Source organism: Bacillus swezeyi, assembly GCF_030908325.1.
Taxonomy (GTDB): domain Bacteria; phylum Bacillota; class Bacilli; order Bacillales; family Bacillaceae; genus Bacillus; species Bacillus swezeyi.
On record NZ_CP133085.1, the window covers coordinates 1424382 to 1443030 of the forward strand.

General features: G+C 46.2%; 26 protein-coding genes and 1 riboswitch. Of the genes, 10 read left to right on the forward strand and 16 right to left on the reverse strand.

Features of this window, described 5'->3' with window-relative positions; all coding sequences use genetic code 11:
- The 5 genes from RBH91_RS06830 (at window position 1) to RBH91_RS06850 (ending at window position 4153) form a co-directional block, all read left to right on the forward strand.
- On the forward strand, window positions 1–768 hold the full coding sequence (locus RBH91_RS06830) for a thiazole synthase (RefSeq protein WP_404802481.1): 768 nt from the start codon (window positions 1–3) through the stop codon (window positions 766–768).
- Window positions 765–1775 (forward strand): thiazole biosynthesis adenylyltransferase ThiF, encoded by a 1011-nt coding sequence (locus RBH91_RS06835; RefSeq protein ID WP_307893918.1) that lies wholly within the window; start codon window positions 765–767, stop codon window positions 1773–1775. Before RBH91_RS06830 ends, RBH91_RS06835 begins: the two co-directional genes overlap by 4 nt.
- Before the next feature lie 23 nt (window positions 1776–1798).
- Window positions 1799–2617, forward strand: a complete 819-nt coding sequence (thiD, locus tag RBH91_RS06840; RefSeq protein ID WP_307893919.1) for a bifunctional hydroxymethylpyrimidine kinase/phosphomethylpyrimidine kinase — start codon at window positions 1799–1801, stop codon at window positions 2615–2617.
- Window positions 2618–2791: 174 nt separating this feature from the next.
- Window positions 2792–3568 carry an enoyl-ACP reductase FabI gene (fabI, locus tag RBH91_RS06845; RefSeq protein ID WP_307893920.1) on the forward strand — a complete coding sequence of 259 codons (777 nt, stop codon included), beginning with the start codon at window positions 2792–2794 and terminating at the stop codon, window positions 3566–3568.
- Between the two features lie 105 nt (window positions 3569–3673).
- Window positions 3674–4153 (forward strand): CotO family spore coat protein, encoded by a 480-nt coding sequence (locus RBH91_RS06850; RefSeq protein ID WP_076762628.1) that lies wholly within the window; start codon window positions 3674–3676, stop codon window positions 4151–4153.
- Window positions 4154–4191: 38 nt separating this feature from the next.
- Here RBH91_RS06850 and RBH91_RS06855 read toward each other — a convergent pair whose 3' ends face one another.
- The 5 genes from RBH91_RS06855 to RBH91_RS06875 all read right to left on the reverse strand — a co-directional run bounded on the left by RBH91_RS06855 (window position 4192) and on the right by RBH91_RS06875 (window position 6765).
- Window positions 4192–4641: a CotY/CotZ family spore coat protein gene (locus RBH91_RS06855; RefSeq protein ID WP_307893921.1), complete on the reverse strand. Its 450-nt coding sequence runs from the start codon at window positions 4639–4641 to the stop codon at window positions 4192–4194.
- A gap of 152 nt (window positions 4642–4793) precedes the next feature.
- Window positions 4794–5279 carry a CotY/CotZ family spore coat protein gene (locus tag RBH91_RS06860; protein ID WP_076762626.1) on the reverse strand — a complete coding sequence of 162 codons (486 nt, stop codon included), beginning with the start codon at window positions 5277–5279 and terminating at the stop codon, window positions 4794–4796.
- Between the two features lie 130 nt (window positions 5280–5409).
- Window positions 5410–5916, reverse strand: a complete 507-nt coding sequence (locus RBH91_RS06865) for a spore coat protein (RefSeq protein ID WP_076762625.1) — start codon at window positions 5914–5916, stop codon at window positions 5410–5412.
- Window positions 5917–5983: 67 nt separating this feature from the next.
- Window positions 5984–6331 carry a spore coat protein gene (locus tag RBH91_RS06870; protein WP_076762624.1) on the reverse strand — a complete coding sequence of 116 codons (348 nt, stop codon included), beginning with the start codon at window positions 6329–6331 and terminating at the stop codon, window positions 5984–5986.
- A 47-nt stretch (window positions 6332–6378) separates the two neighbouring features.
- Window positions 6379–6765, reverse strand: coding sequence for a spore coat protein (locus RBH91_RS06875; RefSeq protein WP_076762623.1), 387 nt, complete (start codon window positions 6763–6765; stop codon window positions 6379–6381).
- A gap of 174 nt (window positions 6766–6939) precedes the next feature.
- Between RBH91_RS06875 and RBH91_RS06880 the strand changes: the two genes are divergently transcribed.
- The 4 genes from RBH91_RS06880 (at window position 6940) to RBH91_RS06895 (ending at window position 8395) form a co-directional block, all read left to right on the forward strand.
- Window positions 6940–7296 carry a DUF1360 domain-containing protein gene (locus RBH91_RS06880; protein WP_307893922.1) on the forward strand — a complete coding sequence of 119 codons (357 nt, stop codon included), beginning with the start codon at window positions 6940–6942 and terminating at the stop codon, window positions 7294–7296.
- Window positions 7297–7587: 291 nt separating this feature from the next.
- Window positions 7588–7797, forward strand: coding sequence for a hypothetical protein (locus RBH91_RS06885; protein WP_076762621.1), 210 nt, complete (start codon window positions 7588–7590; stop codon window positions 7795–7797).
- 79 nt (window positions 7798–7876) lie between these two features.
- Window positions 7877–8011, forward strand: a complete 135-nt coding sequence (locus RBH91_RS06890; protein WP_076762620.1) for a YjcZ family sporulation protein — start codon at window positions 7877–7879, stop codon at window positions 8009–8011.
- A 126-nt stretch (window positions 8012–8137) separates the two neighbouring features.
- On the forward strand, window positions 8138–8395 hold the full coding sequence (locus tag RBH91_RS06895) for a sporulation-specific transcription regulator SpoVIF (RefSeq protein ID WP_076762619.1): 258 nt from the start codon (window positions 8138–8140) through the stop codon (window positions 8393–8395).
- A gap of 37 nt (window positions 8396–8432) precedes the next feature.
- Here RBH91_RS06895 and RBH91_RS06900 read toward each other — a convergent pair whose 3' ends face one another.
- Complete coding sequence (locus tag RBH91_RS06900; RefSeq protein ID WP_307893923.1) at window positions 8433–10712, reverse strand: UvrD-helicase domain-containing protein; 2280 nt, start codon at window positions 10710–10712, stop codon at window positions 8433–8435.
- A 117-nt stretch (window positions 10713–10829) separates the two neighbouring features.
- Here RBH91_RS06900 and RBH91_RS06905 point away from each other — a divergent pair, with 117 nt between their 5' ends.
- On the forward strand, window positions 10830–11087 hold the full coding sequence (locus tag RBH91_RS06905) for a hypothetical protein (RefSeq protein WP_307893924.1): 258 nt from the start codon (window positions 10830–10832) through the stop codon (window positions 11085–11087).
- A gap of 79 nt (window positions 11088–11166) precedes the next feature.
- On the opposite strand, the gene RBH91_RS06910 is transcribed toward RBH91_RS06905, so the two are convergent.
- From RBH91_RS06910 to RBH91_RS06955, 10 genes are all read right to left on the reverse strand, one after another.
- Window positions 11167–11754 carry an undecaprenyl phosphate transporter UptA gene (locus RBH91_RS06910; RefSeq protein ID WP_076762644.1) on the reverse strand — a complete coding sequence of 196 codons (588 nt, stop codon included), beginning with the start codon at window positions 11752–11754 and terminating at the stop codon, window positions 11167–11169.
- Between the two features lie 95 nt (window positions 11755–11849).
- Window positions 11850–12836: a UDP-glucose 4-epimerase GalE gene (gene galE, locus RBH91_RS06915; protein ID WP_307893925.1), complete on the reverse strand. Its 987-nt coding sequence runs from the start codon at window positions 12834–12836 to the stop codon at window positions 11850–11852.
- A complete protein-coding gene (gene galU, locus RBH91_RS06920; RefSeq protein ID WP_307893926.1) occupies window positions 12833–13729 on the reverse strand; it encodes a UTP--glucose-1-phosphate uridylyltransferase GalU in 897 nt (298 codons plus the stop codon). Before galU ends, galE begins: the two co-directional genes overlap by 4 nt.
- 18 nt (window positions 13730–13747) lie before the next feature.
- Window positions 13748–14143 carry a GtrA family protein gene (locus RBH91_RS06925; protein ID WP_307894688.1) on the reverse strand — a complete coding sequence of 132 codons (396 nt, stop codon included), beginning with the start codon at window positions 14141–14143 and terminating at the stop codon, window positions 13748–13750.
- Between the two features lie 378 nt (window positions 14144–14521).
- Entirely contained in the window at window positions 14522–14956 is a 435-nt protein-coding gene (locus RBH91_RS06930) for a GNAT family N-acetyltransferase (RefSeq protein WP_307893927.1), read from the reverse strand.
- 9 nt (window positions 14957–14965) lie between these two features.
- Window positions 14966–15475, reverse strand: coding sequence for a YjcG family protein (locus RBH91_RS06935; protein ID WP_307893928.1), 510 nt, complete (start codon window positions 15473–15475; stop codon window positions 14966–14968).
- 64 nt (window positions 15476–15539) lie between these two features.
- The gene (locus RBH91_RS06940) at window positions 15540–16262 is read right to left on the reverse strand and encodes an esterase family protein (RefSeq protein WP_307893929.1); all 723 of its coding nucleotides are present in this window, start codon (window positions 16260–16262) and stop codon (window positions 15540–15542) included.
- 151 nt (window positions 16263–16413) lie between these two features.
- Entirely contained in the window at window positions 16414–16863 is a 450-nt protein-coding gene (locus tag RBH91_RS06945; RefSeq protein WP_307893930.1) for a helix-hairpin-helix domain-containing protein, read from the reverse strand.
- A 14-nt stretch (window positions 16864–16877) separates the two neighbouring features.
- Window positions 16878–17366, reverse strand: coding sequence for a DinB family protein (locus RBH91_RS06950; protein ID WP_307893931.1), 489 nt, complete (start codon window positions 17364–17366; stop codon window positions 16878–16880).
- Between the two features lie 78 nt (window positions 17367–17444).
- Window positions 17445–18392, reverse strand: coding sequence for a helix-turn-helix transcriptional regulator (locus RBH91_RS06955; RefSeq protein ID WP_307893932.1), 948 nt, complete (start codon window positions 18390–18392; stop codon window positions 17445–17447).
- Window positions 18393–18520: 128 nt separating this feature from the next.
- Window positions 18521–18637, forward strand: a riboswitch (SAM riboswitch).
- Window positions 18638–18649: the final 12 nt, after the last annotated feature.

The following is an 18649-nucleotide window of genomic DNA, read 5'->3' on the forward strand; positions in this document are numbered from 1 at the left end:
ATGTTTAAAATCGCTGATCAACAATTTTCATCAAGACTTTTGCTTGGTACAGGAAAATATCCGTCATTTAAGATCCAAAAGGAAGCCGTCCGTGTATCGGAGTCAGACATTTTGACCTTTGCCGTCAGACGGATGAATATTTTTGAAGAGTCACAGCCTAACTTTTTGGAACAGCTTGATTTAAGCCGCTATACGCTGCTGCCGAATACGGCTGGCGCAAAAACCGCTGAAGAAGCGGTGCGTATTGCCAGGCTTGCGAAAGCGTCCGGCCTTTGCGACATGATTAAAGTAGAAGTCATCGGCTGTGACCGTTCGCTTCTGCCTGACCCTGTCGAAACATTAAAGGCGTCTGAAGCTTTGCTTGAAGAAGGCTTTATCGTGCTGCCGTATACATCAGATGATGTCGTGCTGGCGAAAAAGCTTGAAGATCTTGGCGTGCATGCGATTATGCCGGGGGCTTCTCCGATCGGTTCAGGTCAGGGAATCGCAAATCCGCTCAATCTTTCTTTTATCATCGAACAGGCTCAAGTCCCGGTCATCGTGGACGCCGGCATCGGTTCTCCTAAAGATGCGGCATATGCAATGGAATTGGGAGCTGACGGGGTACTCTTGAACACCGCTGTCAGCGGTGCGAAAGATCCGGTGAAAATGGCGCTGGCGATGAAGCTCGCCGTTGAAGCGGGAAGGCTCGGATATCTGGCCGGAAGAATTCCTGAAAAAAATTACGGCATCGCCAGCAGTCCTGAAGAAGGGAAGTTGACAATTTGACCGGCAGATATTCAAGGCAGGAGCTGTTCAGACCGATCGGACCGGACGGCCAGAAAAAACTGCACAGCGCTCATGTGCTTCTCATCGGAGCCGGGGCTTTGGGGGCGGCAAGCGCCGAAATGCTGGTGAGGGCAGGAATCGGCTCGCTTACAATTGCAGACAGAGATTATGTGGAATGGAGCAATCTCCAGCGCCAGCAGCTCTATACGGAGCAGGATGTGGCAGACCACCTGCCAAAGGCGGCAGCTGCTGAAAACAGGCTGCGCCTCATTAACAGCTCTGTCCGCGTTAAAGGAATTGTCACTGATGTAACAGCCGAGAAAGTGCTCAGTCTTGCTGAAGGCGCCTCTCTGATCATCGATGCGACAGATAACTTTGAGACCCGGCTGATCATAAACGATGCAGCCGTCAAATTGGGCATTCCTTTTCTGTACGGGGCGTGTGTGTCAAGCTATGGCATTACCTATACCGTCATTCCGGATCAAACACCTTGTCTTCATTGTCTTTTGGGGCATCTGCCGGCAGGCAGTCTGACATGCGACACAGCCGGTGTGATCAGTCCGATCGTCCAGCAGGTCGCCGCGTTTCAAGTAACAGATGCCCTCAAGCTGCTGACTGGACATGAGACATCAGGAATGCTCCGCTCCTTTGATATATGGACAAATGAAAGGTCTGAAGTCCGGGCCGATGCTATTAAAAATCAAGCTTGCCCGACTTGCGGCACCCGAAAGTTTCCGTTTCTTTCAGCTGAAAATGAAACAAAAGCCGCCGTTCTTTGCGGCCGGGAAACGGTACAGATCAGACCGGCCGGCAGCGAGCCGCCGGAATTGCAAGAGCTGGCCGCCAGGTTAAAAGATGCAGGCTTGGATGTGACGGGTAATCCTTATTTGGTATCCTGCCAATCAAAAGACTTCAAATTCGTCATTTTCCGGGACGGCCGTGCTTTCATCCACGGAACAAACGATGTGAACAAGGCAAAAATGTTATATCACAGATGGATTGGCTAAAGGCCGAAGGGAGTGCAGACAACATGAGTATATTTAAAGCGTTGACGATCGCCGGATCTGATTCAGGCGGCGGAGCCGGCATCCAGGCCGACCTTAAAACATTTCAGGAGCTTGAAGTGTTTGGGATGACTGCTTTGACGGCGATTACCGCGCAGAACACGACAGGGGTTCACGGCGTTTATCCGCTGTCTCCTGAAACGCTTGGCAAACAGATCGAAGCAGTTGCCGAAGACTTAAGACCTGATGCCATAAAGACAGGAATGCTCTGGAGTGCGGAGATGATAGAAGTCATTGCTGAAAAAATAGCAGCATACGATTTGGAAAACGTCATTGTCGATCCAGTCATGATAGCCAAAGGCGGAGCTTCTTTATTAAATGATGAGGCTGTTGAAAAATTGACACGCCGTCTTCTGCCGCTGGCATATGCGGTGACCCCGAACATTCCGGAAGCGGAAGTGCTGACCGGAAGAAGCCTTAAGACGATGGATGACCGAAAAAAAGCTGCGCAGGATTTGTGTAAAATGGGTGTCCGCTACTCGATTATCAAAGGCGGACATCAGCCGGAAAACGAAAAAGTGACCGATCTCCTCTTTGACGGCGAAACATTCATCGAAATCTCGAACCCTTATATTGAGACGAAAAACACGCATGGAACAGGCTGTACATTTGCCGCCGCCCTCACGGCGCAAACAGCGAAAGGGAATGATATTCATGAAGCTTTCCAGGTCGCTGAGGCGTTCGTTCACGAAGCGGTTGCACACAGTCTGGATATCGGGGCTGGACACGGACCGACCAATCATTTTGCATTTAAAAAATCTTTCAAAGGCAGTCTGCGGGTGTAGCCGCTATAAGAGGATATGGCAAACGGCAGTGTGTTTTAAAGAACGCCTGCCGTTTTTGATTGAAGAAAAAAACGCGCTCATCCATTCGGAAATTGTCAGCCTGATATAAATTGTGATAGTATATATTATGATCAGGTACTAATAAAATGTTAATCATTAGGAGGATTTATACATATGAATTTGTCACTTGAAGGCCGGAATATTGTCGTCATGGGTGTTGCAAATAAACGAAGCATCGCTTGGGGAATTGCCCGTTCCCTTCACAATGCGGGAGCAAGGCTGATTTTTACATATGCCGGAGAGCGGCTTGAAAAATCGGTTAAGGAATTGGCTGATTCTTTGGAGCGTAATGATTCACTTGTTCTGCCCTGTGATGTCACAAATGATCAGGAGATTGAAGAATGCTTTGCCAAAATCAAAGACGAAGTCCAAGTGATTCATGGAATTGCTCACTGCATCGCTTTTGCCAACAAAGAAGACCTGACAGGTGAATATTTGAATACGACTCGCGACGGTTTTCTTCTCGCACACAATATCAGCTCTTATTCACTGACAGCGGTCGCCAAAGCGGCGCGCGGCATCATGACTGAAGGCGGAAGCATTGTCACGCTTACGTATCTTGGCGGAGAGCGCGTCGTTTCAAACTATAATGTCATGGGCGTTGCGAAAGCCTCCCTTGATGCAAGCGTCAAATATTTAGCGAGCGATCTCGGAAAAGATGGAATCCGCGTCAACAGCATTTCTGCGGGTCCTATCCGGACATTGTCCGCTAAAGGGATCAGCGACTTCAATTCAATCTTAAAAGAAATTGAAGAGCGGGCACCGCTGCGCCGCACGACAACACCGGAAGAAGTCGGCGACACAGCTACCTTCTTATTCAGCGACCTTTCCCGCGGCATGACCGGTGAAAACCTGCATGTTGACTCAGGATATCATATCATCGCGCGATAAAAAGATTCACTAAAAAAGCAATCCGATCAGGATTGCTTTTTCTTTTCTTCTGATTTTTCCTTTCCCGTCATATAGATATACCATGAACAGATCGGAGGGATAAAGATGTCTCATAAGAAAAGCGACGCGGAGCAAAAGCCGCTCATGTATATCGTACAGCCGGACTATGATACGGCAGAAGTAAACATGCAGGATATTGTCATCAAAAGAAAGAAAAAATCAAAGCCAAATGCTCCCGAAAAAAAGGAAAAACAAAAAGAAGAGCATTCAGAAGCGCAACAGTCCAAGGAGAAAGACGGAGCTGAAGCGGTGCTTAACGAGGTGGGGGACAGACCTGAAAAAGGGATAAAACCGATTAAGAAGCCGCTCAGCAAAATGTCAATAACCGAAAAAATTGATTTTTTAACAAGCCTGCCGGGAAATATGCCGAAAACTCTTTGCCTGATTGAAGCGGGCGGAAAAACATACAGAGGCACGATCGTTGAAAAAAAAGGCGATTCCGTTTTTGTTCGGACATCGAGCAAAGGCTCGCCGGCAGAGCTGAAGGTCGAGAACATTACCTCGCTGCACCCGCTCGGCTTTTAAGCTAAACAGCACAAAAAAAGTCCCGGTTCAGGGACTTTTTATTGCGCGCGGTTGATCAATTGCGGATTCAAACATTCGATCGCACAGAAGCATTCTAAATCCACTTCAATACAAAAGCTTGTTTTTTCCAATCGGAACACATCACAAATTTTATCTTTATCATCTGTGAAATCGAGCACGCGGCGGTGTTCATCAAAGGCGATCAACAGTCTCAGCGTAGCGCAGCAGTTGTCGATGTTTTCAACTCTGAAAAAAACGGTGCTGAAGCAAGGACCGGCTTGAAGTTCTCCCACATTTCCGAACGCTACAAACGGCTTTGACTTTGATGTGTACAAAATAAACGGAATGGTATCCCCTAAATGTCGGGTAGGAGACAGCAGATTGCTGAAACAGCTTGTCGGGCAGCCTTCCTCTTCGATGGCGTTTTGCAGGTCATGGATGTTTTCGACTGCTTCACAAACGCAATTGTCGGCTGAAATTTTAGTCACGTTATGATCCCTCCTAAATCAGGATTTTAAATTTCGTTTCGAAACGGCCGGGTTTTTATTGGTAAAAGGAGCTGCCGAGAGCCGGCAGCCTTCGTGAAAGAGTGCACCAAGCCATCCTTTAGCCGAATCGGCTTGATGCAGTCCAACATCTTTTAACCGTTGTGATGGTGTTTTTTGTCTGCTGCGCGATCAACTAGATCAGGTGACAGACATTGAATCGCGCAGAAACAAGTCAAGTCAACCTCAATGCAAAAGTCCGTTTTTTCAAGCCCGAAAAAGTCAGGGTCACAAGGGTGGCAGACACTTAACGTGTCGCCGTTTATGTCCACAGGCCTCAGGATTGAAAGAGTTGCACAGCAATCTTCTAGACTTTCTGCCCGGAAGAAAATAGATTCGAAACACTGCATATCATCTAAAAATCCGCCGACATTTCCAAATGTTGAAAACAAACCGCCTTTTTTGTCGTACAAGAGGAACGGAATCGTGTCTTTACCGGAAACAGTCGGACTCAGCAGGTTGCCGAAGCAGCTCGTCGAGCATGCTGTTGTTTCCTCGACTGCATCCTGCTCTTTTATAATCTGCTCAACTGCTTCGCATACACAATTTTCATGCCGGCCATGGTTTTTTCCGCAGCTCATGGATTTCAGCTCCTTTGTATAGGATATTTGACTTTAGTCTTTAACAACATATGTATCCGTGCCCTTGTTGGTGTGGGTAATCGTCTATAAAAATGAAGAAAAGCAGAGCTGGCTGGCTCTGCTTTTTGTATTAAAGGATGCCGACAATAAGCGTTGCGATGACAACTGTAAGCGTTTGGACCGCTGTGCTGACCAATGTCGCAACATCTGTATCTTCCGTTGTCACTGTTACATCGCGGGAATTGTCGATCACGAGTTTTTGGCGGTTTGCTTGTTTATTGGCTGTTACCTGAAGCAGGTCTTGCGATACAAGCTCTGCAAGATCAGCATCATCGATGATCGCCAGAACAACTGTGACAATCGCTGTCTGAATTGATGTCAGCACAGATGTAACGACTTGAGTGTCCTCAGTAGAGACTCTGATGTCGCAAGAGTCTTTGATGATGATCGTTTCATCTGAAAGCTGTTTGTTAAGGTTGAGCTGATCCAGCTCCTGATTAATAAAAGCCTCATCTTTGCCGCATTTGCAGCTGTAATCATCACAAAGCTGTTTCTTAGGGAATCTTGGATAATGCTCAGTTCCCGGATGCTCGCATTCAGGATCAAGCGCAACCCATGAATATGGTCTTGGTTCCATTTGATTTCCTCCTTCCATTTACTATTATTAAATGTTGAAACTCCTGAACTTGTATATGGCAGATACCCTACTCCAAATCCCCATTTTTTTCTTCAGTATCAGCTGGAGTCTCCTGTTGCCTTCTCTGTCTCAGCTTTTCTCTTAGTTTATTTTTATTTGAACGGTTTCTTCTTCGCCTTGGCCTGTCTTCAGACTGTGAGGATGCTTCAGACTGGTGCTGTTTTTCTTGCTGTTTTTGAATGACGGCTTCAGATTGTGCTTTCAAATCTTCGAGCATTTTTAAAATGTTTTCTTTTTCTCCCTCAGAAAGCGTCCGTACACTATCTTTTGAGACGCCGTGTTTTCTGAGGATATTCGTCACAAGCGTATTCATTAATGGATTGACATCTGCTTTTAGTTTTTCTTTGTCTGACAATTAATTCTCACCTCATTTTCTAAAAAATATTAGAAAGAAAGAAGGTTTTAAAGTATGTCAAGTTCTGTTAACAGCACGATCAGCACTTCGGTTAAGATCTGGACGGAAGCTACGATTTCCAATGAAGAAAGTGTAATGGTGACATTTCGGCTGCCTATGACTTGGATGATTGTCCTTTTTCTATTTTGCAGTCTGTGTACGGCCAAAACGTGTTCTGAGACGATGTCTGCCGTATCCTGATCATCGATCGCAAGCTGCGCGGACATGATAATCAATGTGATCACTATAGCTTGTAAAGAGAGAGCGGCTGTTATGTTTGCTGTGTTTACTGTGACATGTTCCGAATCAATTACTTCAATGAGCTGGTCAAATTCCCGGGATAATTCATTGAACGTTTTCTCGTATAGCGCTTCGGCATTTTCATGAAATGACATAACTTTCACTCCTTTCTTATCCACACTTTATTAAATGCAGCCTGGTTCCTTAGCGGAATGAGGAAAACATACAATTCAGCACCCAAATTTGCATGAGGGGGAGGGGCTTGTGAATCATCTTCACTATTGAAACGGCATATATTGGGAAGCAGACTTTTTTAAAGGAGGAGCCCGGTGATACAAAGCTGGCTATTGTTCATTTTATTGTCGATTGCGGTGTTTCGGCTGACGCGCCTGATTGTTTTTGATACGATCACGGCCCCGCTGCGCAGCCTTTTTCACGAGGAGATTGAAGAAAAAAATGAAAAAACGGGAGAAATGGAAACCTATATTGTCATGAAAGGAAAAGGCGTAAGAGCCTGGATCGGTGAGCTTTTGAGCTGCTATTGGTGCACAGGGGTGTGGTGTACGGCCTTTTTGCTGATCTTTTACGCATTGATTCCGGACGTCGCCCAATGGCTGATCCTTCTGCTTGCAATCGCAGGCTTTGCCGGAATGCTTGAGACGATCGTGTCAAAATGGCTGGACTGAATGGGGGTTTATCACTAGCAACTTATGAAAAGGAGATTCATATAATGGCACATAAGAATGAGAAAGGAAGGAATGGCAATGAGACATGTGAAAAGACGGCAGCAGGGCCGATTAAAAAATGCTTCCAGTAACAATCAGTCCACTTTCTCAAAAAAAGTGAAGAAAAAAGGCTGCGGATGCGGCAAGAAGAGAAGAACTCAATGATTTTTCAAAAAAGCCGGAAATGATCCGGTTTTTTTGTTTCCATTTTTCCTCCGCATGCATACATCATTGGTGAGGAGGAAAATCTGCATGAATCTTTTTGAGAAGCTGATCGAGTCGATATACGAGAAGCATCATCATCAACAAGCCGGGCATGAGTGGGTCATGCACGGGCAAGAGACAGAATTAAAGCAATTTGACCGCTCCGCGGAACAGTTTGGAAAACAGTTCGAACAATTCGCGGAAAATGCTGAAAAATGGCTTGGAGAGGACGGGAGTCTGCCAGGCATTTTTAAATAATCCACACAGGCCCTATGCATCTATCCAAGCGAAACCTATTTGTTTTCATATTGTGTAGGGAGAAAAGGAGGTGCTTTAGATGGGCTTCTGTTATGGAGGAGGCTATGGCGGCGGCTATGGTGGCGGCTACGGCGGCGGTTATGGCTCAACATTTGTGCTGATCGTTGTTTTGTTTATTCTTTTGATTATTGTCGGCGCTTCTTTTAAATACTAGTTTTCAATTTAAGAGAAGGGGGCGGCGGTTAGAGGTTCCGTGCTCTCTTCTTTTTAAATGGAAAAGCACAGCGCTGATCAGGTACGCATAAGATAGCGTATCACTCCCAAAAAAGGAGGCATAGGTATGGACAATCAATTTTTCAAAAACATTGAAAAGAAAACGGGCGTCAGTATGACGGATGTGATGCAGCTCGCAAACTCTCTGCAAAATGCCAACTTCAAGGATGAAAATACGGTCCGCAGCGTGATTAAGCGCGTTGCTAAATTAGCGAACAAACGGGTTCCGAAGGAAATGGAAGATAAGATTGTCGAATCGATTGTAAGCGGAAAGGAAAAAATGGATTTTAATACAATTTCTAAAATGATGAACAGCAAAAAATAAACACCGAGCCTTCCGATAAAGGGAGGCCCGGTGTTTTTTAACGCAGCTGAACTTCAGGCTGCGGCCTTAAAATCGGCTGCAAAAATCTTGAGCGGTATGCCGTTCTGTTCCTTCTGACCGAAGGGACGCTGATATATAAATGTTGTTCAGCGCGGGTCATCGCAACATAAAGGAGCCTTCGTTCTTCTTCAAGGGCGGTTTCGTCCCCTTTTCTTGCCGTCTCCAATGCAAAATCATGGGGAATGGAACCGTCCGCCGCTCCTAAAATATAGACCGTGTTGAATTCAAGTCCTTTCGCGCGGTGGATCGTCAAAAGCTGAACACCTCTGCCGTCAGGTTTATTTTTCTCAGCGGCTCTCATATGATCGACATGCTCGAGAAAATCCGGAATCGTCTTGAATTTTTTCGCTGCTGTTTTGAGATCGCGCAGATCATCTGACCCTTTTTCAAGCTTGTTTCCTTCGTTTCCGCGCTTTTTCAAGTAATCGGAAAAACCCATCTTTTCCTCGGCAAACGTGATCGCTTCAACGGGTTTCATCGTCTTCAGGCCAGCGAAGAAAGGGACGATTTTTTTAATTTTTTCAAGCTGAAAGGGCTTGATATCGGTTAATTTTTCAAGCGCACCGACCATTGTGCAGTCTTCCGTAATCGAGAGCGCTTTTAGCGTATTCAAAGCCGACTGTTTTAAAAACAGAGCCGGCAATATCTGTTTGACGGCTTCCGCATCGTCTTGATTTTGGCTTAAATACAAAAAGCTCAGCATCTGCCGGACAATCCGCCTGCTGTAGAATGTTCGGACGCCCTGTTCCGCCGTGTAGGGAATGGCTGATTGGTGAAGCCGCTCAAAAATAGCGCGGCCGCTGCTGTTTGTCCGATAAAGGACGGCGAAGTCATCCGGTTTTGCGCCCATCTCAATTTTTTCCTGTATGTCAGAAACAACCATAATCGCTTCTTCTTCTTCATCATATGGATAAAATAAAAGCGGTTTTTTCAGGTCATCTTTGACAGCTTTCAACATTTTCGGCCAGCGCTTTTTATTTTTTTTCACAACCGCGTCTGCGCTTGCCACGATCGAGTGGCTTGACCGGTAATTGGTTGTGAGGTGGATCGTCTTCGCGTTTGGATAGTCTTTTTCAAAATCTAATATAAAAGACGGGCTGCTGCCTCTGAAAGCATAGATCGACTGATCATCATCTCCGACACAGGTCAGGTTGTCCTCCGGGCTGGCAAGAAGTTTGATGATCGCATTCTGAACGGGGTTGATGTCCTGAAACTCATCAATCAGAATCGCGTGAAACCGCTCCTGGTACCTTTTTAATACATCTGGCCGCTCTTGAAACAGCTCATAGCATGCAGACGCCATATCGTCAAAGTCGAATTGCCGGCGCTCTCTTTTTTGCTGTTCATAATGGCGGTACAGCCGATGAACCCGTTTCTCCCATTCATCTTCAAGCGGGATATGTTCCCCAGGCAGATAAGCGTTCTTCCAGTAGCCGATCTGCTGAATCGCCTGGTCAATCGGGAAATCCTTTTCATCAAGTCCTTCCTCGGCCAGCGCCATTTTGATGTACTGTTCTTTTTGCCACTCCCATTTCAACAAATGCTCTCCATTCCACTTAACAGGATCATGGTGGCAGAGAATTTTATAAAAAAGACTGTGAAATGTCCCTGTCACAAGGCGGCTGACGATACGCTCGGAAAGACCGTACTGCGAGGCCATCCGTTCTTTCATTTCCTTCACCGCTTTTGTCGTAAACGTCACAAGCAGAATAGCAGACGGCTGAATATCCAGCTGGGATATCATGTACGCCGCGCGTGCTGTTAATACCCGTGTTTTTCCGCTGCCCGCACCGGCCAGGACGAGAAGGGGAGCTTCAGGCGCTGAAACGGCTTCAAGCTGTTTTTCATTTAAAGGGACATTCGGAAAAATCGCTTCCGGCAGCGCTTCCGTTTCTGGAGCAAAATGGGTGTGAACGGATGCTTCCCTCGGCGCCTCCCAAAAGGCTGATGGCGCCTGCTTTTCTTCGGTTATCGCTTTTCCCTTTGGCAGGCGGAATACTCCGCTTTCCGTATAGCCCGCTTCTTTTGTTTGATCTGTTTCGTCTTTCAAGCATGCCGCTTCACATTCAGAAAAATCTCCGTTTTCTCTATGGAAAAAGTGCGGTGCTTCATGGATCGTCAATTTCAGCCTCAGCGGCGAGCCGCAAAATTTGCATGTTATGCGGTCTTTTCTTGCCTCATCAAAGAGGAATTGAAGATGTTCTCGCGAATATGTATGTATATGAATGTCTCGGTTATTCAATCGGGCGCATTTCAAAAAGAGTTCCTCCAATAATTGGTAGTCGTCTGATTATGAGACAACGTCTATCATATCAAATGAAAACCGTTTAAAACAGTAGATTTTTGGGAATGCGAGTGATGGGGAGGAGATACGATGGGATATTTGCCGCCGGTTCACAATGATCAGTATACACAATACGCCAACCGCAGCATCAGCCAGAAATCCAATTATGCATATATACAAAAAGCCTCCTATATTCCAAGCGAACGGTCATATCGCGAAGTGGAAAAAAGAGAGGAAAATCAGACTGTGATCGGCAAGAGGATTCAGGAAAAGAAGCGGAGAAAAGCGCTGAACCGCCGGATCGCAGGCAAAGGAAGCAGAGGCCGCTATGTCAATGAATCGATTTAAAGCAACCTTCGCTTAGGTGCGGGAAACGATAAATTCCAGGGCAAGCTTAAAACCCCCGGCGGGAAGACCGGGGGTTTTGTTATTTTTTGCGGAGCTTTTTAAGTCCGAAATAAATAATGACCAAGGCGGCAGCCGCAAACATAATCGGTGTTGTGTACGTTTTGGCGACATTTTCAATATGATCCCACCGGCTGCCCAGCTGTATCCCGAGGTAAATGAATAAAATCGACCATGGAATGATGGCGAGCACCGTCAGGCCGGTGAATTTCAAAAGCGGCATTTTGGCGATGCCGGCCGGAATGGAGATGGCGTGGCGGACCACCGGGATGAAGCGTGCAGAAAACACCACTCCGCCCCCGTATTTCTCAAACCATTTTTCCGCTGTTTCGATATGATGCTTTTGAATCAATAAGTATTTGCCGTATTTATATAAAAACGGCCGTCCGCCGTAGTAGCCGATCCAATAAAGAAACAATTGGGCGATCGTTCCCCCGATGACGCCGGCGATCACGGCTCCCGTTATGGCGATGGAACCGTTTGACACCATATATCCTCCGTAAGCCAATACGATTTCACTGGGGATGATTTCAATCATTAAACCGATTGCTATACCGAGATAGCCAAGGTCGGTCAGCCACATTAAAATATCATTCACTATGTTTCCCATTTTCGTTTTTTCACCCTGCCTTTTCACTTTCATCAGCCGAACGTCAGATCAGCTGCAGAAAATGCCTGCCGCTGACGACGGAAAACAAGCGAATCTCAAAACCCGTTCGGATGGGCTTTATGCCACTCCCAAGCGCTATGAATAATGGTCTGTAAATCGCTGTATTTCGGCTTCCAGCCGAGCTGCTCCTGCAATGACCGGCTGTCTGCCACAAGCACCGGCGGATCACCCGCTCTGCGCTCATCCGTTTTTTGGGCAATGCTTCGTTCCGTTATTTTTTCCGCTGTTTCAATGATTTCTTTTACGGAATGTCCGGCCCCTGTTCCTACATTATAAACATTTTGTTGGAGCCTGTCTTCAAATATCCCATTGAGAGCCGACAAATGGGCCGAGGCTAAATCCAAAACGTGAATATAGTCCCGGATGCATGTTCCGTCAGGTGTCTGATAATCATCGCCATAAATTGAGATTTTGCCCCGCAGGCCTAGAGCCGTTTGCAGGACGAGCGGAATGAGGTGGCTTTCCGGATCGTGGTCTTCGCCGATGGCCCCGTCCAAGGCGGCGCCTGCTGCATTGAAATAGCGGAGGGCGGCCCACTTGACATCATGTTTTTTGCCGACCCAATACAAATATTTTTCGATCATCAGCTTTGATTCCCCGTAGGGATTAACCGGTGCAAGCGGATCGGTTTCTTTAATCGGTTTGTTCCCGGTCATGCCGTACACGGCTGCGGTTGATGAAAACACGATGTTTTTGACGCCTTCGCTGATGATATTTTCAAAGAATGCACAAGACTTCAGCGTATTCTCCCTAAAGTATAGCTCAGGTTTTGCGATTGATTCAGATACAAGGCTTTTCGCGGCAAAATGGATGACCGCATCGACCTCATGCCGCCGGATAATGGATTTGACCAATTCGCGGTCGCTGATATCGCCTTCGTAAAAGTGAGGAGCGTGGACGGCTTCCCAGTGGCCTGTCGAAAGATTATCAAGAACGACGGCAGCTATGTTTTGTTTTTTTAATTCGAGAACGGTGTGGCTTCCGATATATCCGGCTCCGCCGGTCACCAGTACAGTTTTCATTGCAAAGCCCCTTTCTGCATTTCTCTTTTTAAGACGTTTTCCAAGTAGTCTAATAGTTTCGGCCGCATCTCGTCCCGCATCAGGCCGATCTCCGTGCTCGCTTTAAAGCAGCCTAATTTATCGCCGATATCAAAACGGCTTCCCTCCAATTGACGGGCATATATGCTCCGTACCCCGCAGATTTCCCTTAGGGCGTCAGTCAGCTGTATTTCATTTCCTGCGCCTCGTTTGGTTTGGTCGAGAATCGGAAATATCGAAGGCTCTAAAATGTAGCGGCCCATGACTGCGATATTTGAAGGCGCTTCTTTTACAGAAGGTTTTTCTACGAGATCCTGAATATCATAGACTTTATTTTTTTGCACAGACGTCTGAATGATCCCGTATTTGCTGACATCAGCCGGTTCAACAGTCTGAACGCCGATGACTTCTGTCTGGTATTGTTCATAAACATCGATTAACTGCTGCAGTGCCGGTTTTTCGGAAACCATGATGTCATCGCCGAGCAGGACGGCGAATGGTTCGTCGCCGATGAAATGACGCGCTGACAAAACGGCATGTCCGAGTCCGAGCGGCTCTTTCTGCCGGATATAATGGATGTTTGCCATATCGGCGATATCCCGTATTTCCTTTAATGTATCGTCCTTTCCTTTTTTTAAAAGGCTTTGTTCCAACTCAACCGAACGGTCAAAATGATCTTCAATCGAGCGTTTGTTTCTTCCTGTAATGATCAAAATGTCTTCTATTCCTGATTGGACGGCTTCTTCCACGATGTATTGTATAGCTGGTTTATCGACAATCGGCAGCATTTCTTTCGGCTGTGCTTTTGTTGCCGGCAAAAACCTCGTTCCCAGCCCCGCTGCCGGGATGACGGCTTTTTTTACTTTCATGATCATTCACTCCTGTTCTTTTTCTTATGAATCTGTTTCTGGATCTTGAAACACCCAGAGCCGGTTTCCGATAAAATTGATGACCATTCCTGCGGCTGTTGCTGTCATTTTGCTGAAAAAGAGTGACAGGCCCCCTTTTTGCAAAGCGTACAGAAGGAGAAAAGTGATTCCTGAAGCTGCAAGGTTGATCATAATAAATCGGAAAGCTTCTCGGCCATGGGCTTTTTCTTTGACTTGAAATGTCCATGTCCGGTTCCAGATATAGCTGTTTGCCACCCCTGCCGAATAGGAGAACACCTGTGCAAGAAGGTAGGGGACATGGAGGGCCGTCAGAAGGAAAAATACTCCGAAATCAATGAGTGTGTTTCCGACTCCGACGGTTCCGAAACGAAATAATATGACGAGTTTCTTATTGATCATAACGGCATACGATCTTTGACCTCCCATCAGAAGAAGCGCACGCCTTTTTAGCGCTTCCTTCAAGCTTAGAAACAACTTTAAGGGATAATGTTGAATAAACGATAAACAAAAGATGAACAAACTATGAAATGTTTGAGGGGGGAGGGGGAAAAAGAAAAACCGTTCCAATTAGATTTGGAACGGTCAGCGTGTCGACAAACCCTCGCATTCGTTGTCAGGCCTGCGCGTCGGTGCTCACGAATTCCAACATTCGCTCTGCTCCGATGCTCGGCCCTCCTAGACTGCAAGGGTTTTCAATCACGCTGAAGCTAAAAAGGATGACAAAATCCTAAAACTTTAAACCGTTTTAGGATTTTGTCAACCATCTAACCGTTCCAATTAGGCTTGGAACGGTTGCTTTTTGACCATTTTGACGTGAGGAATATTTGCATCTAAAAATTCTTCGGAAACGACCTTGTAGCCGTGTTTTTCATAAAAAGGCACAGCTTGTGTCTGTGCGTTCAGCATAAATTGTGCTGCACCTTGTTTTGCTGCTTCCTTTTCAAGCGCCTGAATGATCAGATTGCCTACCCCGAGTGAGCGGTGGCTTTTTAGCACACAGATCCGTTCAAGCTTGCCGAAGCCGTCGACAATGCGAAGCCGGCCAGCGCCGATCGGTTCTGTTCCGTCATAGATGACAAGGTGTGAAGAGTCCTGGTCGAAGTGATCCATTTCTTCTTTCGGTGATACGTTTTGTTCTTTGATGAATACTTCTTCTCTTACAAAATAAGCGTCTTCTAGCTGTTGTTTATTCTTCACGATGACGGCTTCCACTGGCTTTCATCACGCTCCTAAAATAAAAGTTTCATGTACTGTCCAAGAGCCGTTGTCCAATTGATAAAGCAGGTGAAAGCGGTCGATTGTTTCTTCATGTGACGCATCTTTCATTTTCAGCGGGCCAAGGACATCGGAATGCTCGTCATTGGATAGATTCTGAGCGATCGTGACATGGGGAACAAATGCGTATTCCGGCTTGCCTTCCAAAACGCCGCTGTACATTTTTTCATGAAGCACTGTCAACTCTTCAGTCGGTTCGGCTTTCATATAAATCACATTATTGACGGGTGCAAAAGAACTGAATTTTGTTATCTTCAGCGGAATCGGTTTTAGTTCTTTTGAAAGCTCTCTCAGCTGTCGAACGACTTTGCCGATTTCTTCTTCAGATGCATCAAAAGGTGTTCTTAATGTAAGATGGGGCGGGATTAAAGCGTAATTCGGGTCATAACGTTTTCGGTAGGAATTTGCAATATCCTGAAGTTTTTTTGATGGAAATAACACAATGCCGTATTTCATTTTGTTCCCTCCTCAAACAATGTATATGATTTAGTATATCAAAGATGGGCAGATATACAGAGAGCTAGAGCATTTTTTTTAAGGCTGGGGTGATTAAAGGCTGCCAATACGTCCATTTATGATCACCGTCAAATGCTTCATAGCCATAGTTTGTCTTCTTTTTTTCGAGCAGTTCTTTCAGTTTTTCATTAGGTACCGTAAAATCTAAAACCTGATCATCTGTTGTTTTGACCTCGGTTTCTTTCGTGCCGATTTGGTGGCAGATCGAAATCAGCTGCAGGGAATCAGCATGCTCCACCTTTTCAAGCACATGATTGTCGACATAAGGAGACTGCATGATGACATTACCGAACATGTTTGGATAATCAAGCGCTGTCATAAGCGAGACGGTTCCTCCGAGCGAATCTCCGATCAGCGTCCTGCCTGATCCGACTTGATATGTCGGATACTCGCGGTCGGTGAAAGGAACAAGTTCATTCGCCAAAAAGCGTTTATAAGCTTCAAATTTTGAACCTTCGGGATGGTATGTAAGTCTTCTTTCCTTGACGTTTTTGTAAGGAACGCCAATGATGATGGATCGTTCGATTTCGCCGTTTTTCAGCAGTTCCTCAAGCTGCCGGCTGATGCGGCCGAGCCGGAAGTAGTCATGTCCATCCTGGGCGATGATGACATGATATTTGTAGAGCGGGGAATAGGATGCAGGCAAATACACCAAAAGCTCCATCTCTTCGCCGAGCTCTTCTGAAAAAAGCCTTTTCTCCTGAATGACGCCTGTTTTAATAGCCAAGATGAATTCCTCCAGAAATGATGTTGTGAACGTTTCCATACATTGTAACACGAATTTCGCGAAAATTCTCTTCCGAAGGCGCAATTTTCGTTTCGGCATATCCGCGCGAAAAAGAGCTGCCGTTATGATCAGCAGCCCTGAGCTTGGTTGATTATTTTTTCTCGTACCAAGGGATTGACGGTCTGTCCGCGGGATATCCGTATTGTTGCCGATATCGTTTTCTTTCAGCAGTGAAATCCCACCAGCTTTTGCCGCTTCCGGGATGGTTGGCGTAATGGACGATGCAGCGCAGCGCATCTTCTGCACAAGGGTCTTCCCAATAGCCTTTTAGCTTTTCCAGGCGAATGATCAAATCTGCGCCTGTTTCATGCTTGATTTCTGCGAGAGAATAATAGCCTAAATCAATGACGGACTGAGCTATTTTCGGCCCGATGGAAGGGACCGTTTGAAATTGGGCGAGCGCTTTGATGTATTTTGCCCGCGCCAAAGGTGAATCGAGCGCCTGAGCGAGGCTTGACAGCTCCAGTTCTGCTGCATCTTTCATTTTTATCCGTGCGGCTCTTAGGTTTGACCGCTCTTGTTCTGTCAAAGGCAGTTTCATGTGATCACCTTCATTCAAATATACAGATCGAACATGTTGATATGATAGCCGAGCTGTTTCAAATAGTTAAACAATTGGGCCCGGTGATGGAAGATGTGGGTGAGCGTTTCCGTCAGCCAACGGCTTTGGGTCATTCCTGTTTCAAGATAAAACGGCGTTGTCTTCTTTGTCAAAAATTCTTCATCTGGCATGGATGTAAAAAAGGATTTGAATTGCTCATAGCCTTTTTCCATCGCTGCCGTCATTTCCTCCGCGGATTGCAATGCCCCATACCGTTTTTCGAGCTCGGTGATATCGCTTTGCTTTTTCTCTCGCATGATAGCCAGATCCGTTTCCGGAATGGCGATGAGATGGTAAGCCAGCTCTTTCAGGCTGCGCATGTTATCGGTGGGGCGGTAAGGCCAATCGGCTTTCTTCACCTTTTGTAAAAGAAGGCATGTCGATCGAATCCCCGTTTCCATTTCGTGCAAAAGAACATCTCGTAATGTATGAACCGCATTCATCAGCGTCACCCTTTCTATTTGAATTCATTCATATTTTATCAGTTAATCCTGACAGCTTTTGTCATGATTCAAAAAAATTCAGCTGTAGCGCTTCAAAAGCTCGGCAGCTTTTTGCTTGAGGCGCAGTTTGATTTCCCTCGGTTCTATAACAGCGGCTTCAGCGCCCAGATTCCACAAAAGATCTGCAAAATAATCGATTTCCGTTCTTGGGATTTGCGTATTGATCGAGCCGCTTCCATCTTCATGTATATCAACGATTTTAAGCAAATCAAGGTCTGACATGGCCTTGCTTGTTCCGGTCCGCGTCAGTTCGGCGTGTAGACGGACAGGGTTCTCGCACCCGCTTTCTGAAGTCTGAATCCAGCTGTGAACGGACTCATAAGGAAGATCGCGGGCTTGTTCAACATCTGTTTTTTCCGCCCTTGCAATGCGATCTGCGCGAAACAGCCGGAAATCCTGTCTTTTAAAACAGTATGCCGGACAGTACCAGAAGCCATTCCAGCTGTATAAGCCGATCGGCTGAATGGACCTTTTCGTGCCGCCCGCCGTTCCTTCATAATGGATCGTCATAACGGATTGCTCTATGGCGGCGTCCAGCAAAGCGTTTAAATGCTCAACTGCCTTTGGACGGTTCGGATTCCAGAAGACGATCCTATCTTTCATTGTGTCGATCCGTTTCTGCATGTTTGCAGGGAGGTGATGATAAAATTTTTTCAAAACCGTTCTCGTTTCGGCTTCAAAGGGGAGCGATCCAAAAAACTGCAAAGATTGATAGGCAAAAAACATGGCAGCTGCTTCAGATTCTGTGAAAAAAAGCGGCGGCAGCATCGGCTCATTCAGTAAATAATAGCCTCCATTGGCGCCTGTTTCAGAATAGACGGGGACGCCGAGAGCGCTCAGCTCATCCAGGTCGCGGAGAATGGTGCGGTACGAGACGCCGAATTCAGCGGCAAGCTCCCGGGCTGTGAATCTTCGCTTTGTATGAATGGTCATCATCAGTTCGATCAACCGCTGTGTTTTAGGCATTCGCTTCCTCCAAATGTGACGTATGATTAAATCATACCACGATAAAAGAGCCGGAAAGATGAAAAAAAGCCTCTTGAAAAATGTCCAGATTTAGTTTAAAGTAAAGAACAATCAGAAAATTAAAGAGATTCTTATCATGAGAGGTGGAGGGACTGGCCCTTTGAAACCTCAGCAACCGGTATGCACTGATTTTGTCAGTGTACCAAGGTGCTAAATCCAGCAAGCGGATGCTTGGAAGATAAGAAGAAGCGTATAAT